The sequence below is a fragment of the Okeania sp. SIO2F5 genome (assembly GCF_010692685.1).
Classification (GTDB): domain Bacteria; phylum Cyanobacteriota; class Cyanobacteriia; order Cyanobacteriales; family Microcoleaceae; genus Okeania; species Okeania hirsuta.
The window spans coordinates 1-2,492 of sequence record NZ_JAAHGU010000281.1 but is presented as its reverse complement, the minus strand read 5'-3'; the positions used below and the strand labels follow the sequence as shown (position 1 = coordinate 2,492).

The 2,492-nt window shown below is 39.3% G+C and carries 1 protein-coding gene and 1 pseudogene; both read right to left on the bottom strand.

Translation table 11 applies throughout. The annotated features are described in order from the left end of the window. Positions 1-154 precede the first annotated feature (154 nt). Positions 155-1,390 (bottom strand): gephyrin-like molybdotransferase Glp, encoded by a 1,236-nt coding sequence (gene glp, locus F6K27_RS32890; protein ID WP_124146249.1) that lies wholly within the window; start codon positions 1,388-1,390, stop codon positions 155-157. 448 nt (positions 1,391-1,838) lie between these two features. Then, a pseudogene (locus tag F6K27_RS32885) lies at positions 1,839-2,339 on the bottom strand (Uma2 family endonuclease); the annotation flags it as partial. Positions 2,340-2,492 lie beyond the last annotated feature (153 nt).

Genomic DNA, 2,492 nt, shown 5'->3' with positions numbered 1-2,492 from the left:
GCATCCTTAAAACTTTAACCTTTAGCGATCGCCTAATTTATGAAAAATACAGCTCATACAGTTACTTTTATGTTACATTATCAATATTTATGTAATATGTAAAGATGCCAGCGCTCATTGCTATACTTTTTAATTTTCCTGATGTTGATGACTATCAACTTATTTTTAACACTTGTACTGACTCGCCTACCGCGATCGAAGTTTCATTCAATGGTATAACTGCTAAACCTGTACTACCCGCTAAATTAATTAAATTTCCAGAGCTGTGACTGCCTTGGGCAAGTTGAAATTCATGGCCATTTATTCCTAATTTTAGCTGACCCCATAGATAAGTTTCTCTTTTACCGTTGGAATGTAAATCTTGAAGCGATCGCGCTGTGACAAATTCTGGTCCCCATGCTGCTTCCTGGACTCCTGCCAATTTTTTCAGCGCTGGTTGTACAAACCGCCAAAAACTGACTAATGCTGAAACGGGGTTTCCTGGTAAACCGAAATATACACATTGAGTATCAGCAAATTTAGCAACAGTTAATGGTTTTCCTGGTTTAACTGCTACAGAATGAATCTGAATTTCTGCTCCTAACTCGGTGAGAATATCTTCTACATAATCATAGTCTCCTACTGATACTCCTCCGGTGGAAAGTAAAAAATCTGTACTTGTTATTGCTTCAGCTATGGTTTTTTTCAATATTTCTGGTTCATCTGGCACTATACCAAGTCGTATTACTTCTGCTCCTGTCTGTGCTACAGCTACTGCTAAGGCATATTGATTTGAGTCTACTAACTGACCTGGTTGTAGGGGTTGGTCTGGTGTGACTAATTCATTGCCTGTGGATAATATTCCGACTTTAGGTGGGCGATACACTGTTATTTCCGGACATTGAAGTGCTGCTAATACTGCTATTTCTGAAGCACCTAAGATAATTCCAGGCTGGAGTAAGGGAGTACCAGCGGTATAAAATGAACCACGATATCGTACAAATTCTTGGGGTCTTGGAGTTTTTTGGATAAGTACTTTGTTGCCTTGTCTTTGAGTCACTTCTTGCATGACTACTGTATCTGATCCTTTGGGCATACAAGCACCTGTAAAAATACGAGCTGTTTGTCCTGGTTGAATTTGCTGCTGGGGTTGATACCCGGCTGGAATTTCTTCTATAATTTCCAAGGCTATTGGATTTTCGGGACTCGAGTTTTTGACATCTGTAAATTTTACTGCATAGCCGTCCATTGCTGAATTATCCCAGTGGGGAAAATCAACCTTACTGGTGACTGGGGTGGCTAATATGCGCCCCGATGCGGTTAAGAGGTCTACTGTTTCTACATCCCTCTGGGTATTTAAGGGTTGTACTAGGTTTAAAATGATTGACTCTGCTTGGTCAACTGGTAGCATTTTCAATCTATAAGATTTGGACTATTTTGATTATAGATTGTATTTGACTTCCTTTTTCTGTTGTTTTTGTTCTTGTTGAAGGGTCTCTAGTTTCTCTTGATTTTTAGTTGAATAAAAAATCATAAGTAAGGGCGAAAGCATCCCAATAATTACATACTATCATAGGTTTTTTCCTTATACAATCCCATCAACCAGGGAATTTTTTGTAGGCGTTCACAATGAGTTGGCGATCGCTTTTTAGTTGTTTTATGTTTGCTCAAGAGTCTGATCGCTTTCTTGGTTGTGTTTCTTTATTGAATAAAAAATCATATGTAAGGGCGAAAGCATCCCAATAATTACATACTATCATCAGTTTTTTCCTTATACAATCCCATCAACCAGGGAAATTTTTTTTGAGCTTTAGAAAATAATTTTTTTCATTTTACTGTTGTGTTTCCTTAAGGTTAACCTAGCTTGATCGTTGTTGGGTCATAGCGATTACTTTTTCCACTGTCAAATCTGAGATATTGTCAAGAGTGGGGAGTATCTCAGTTCCAGTAAAGACCAATGGTAGTTCTTGGTTTTCCCAAACCCAGATTCGCTGTCGCTGAATATCAATTAACCAAGCAAGCTGAGTTCCGTGACCCAAACAGTGAAGAATTTTGTTCTGTAGGTCTAATGTGCTTTGGTCTGGGGAACGAATTTCAATTATCCAGTCCGGTGAACCTTGCAGTGGACCGTCTTCATCACCAAGGCGATCGCTTTTTACAACCACAATATCTGGCACAGGAGATAAGGGAGGAATGATGCACCTGAGTTCTTGAATGGCTTCATAAGCTTGGGTTTTATTATTAATGGTGTTGACGAGGTTTCGTTGGAGGCGGGAATGAAACAGAGTTGGCATCGGTTTTTGTTTGGATTGTCCATGGATGAATTCCCAAGCAGGAGAAGTTTCGATATTGGGTTGTTGGAGAAAAGTGTCTAAGGAGTTAGTAGTAAGTAGCTAGGCAGAATTAAATAGAAAACGTTCTGTGGTATGTTGGTCTTGTTGAGCGCGAGCTTCTACACCCTCTATAACAGCCATCGCCAAATCATATTCATCTTCAAAAATCCGACCAGCTAG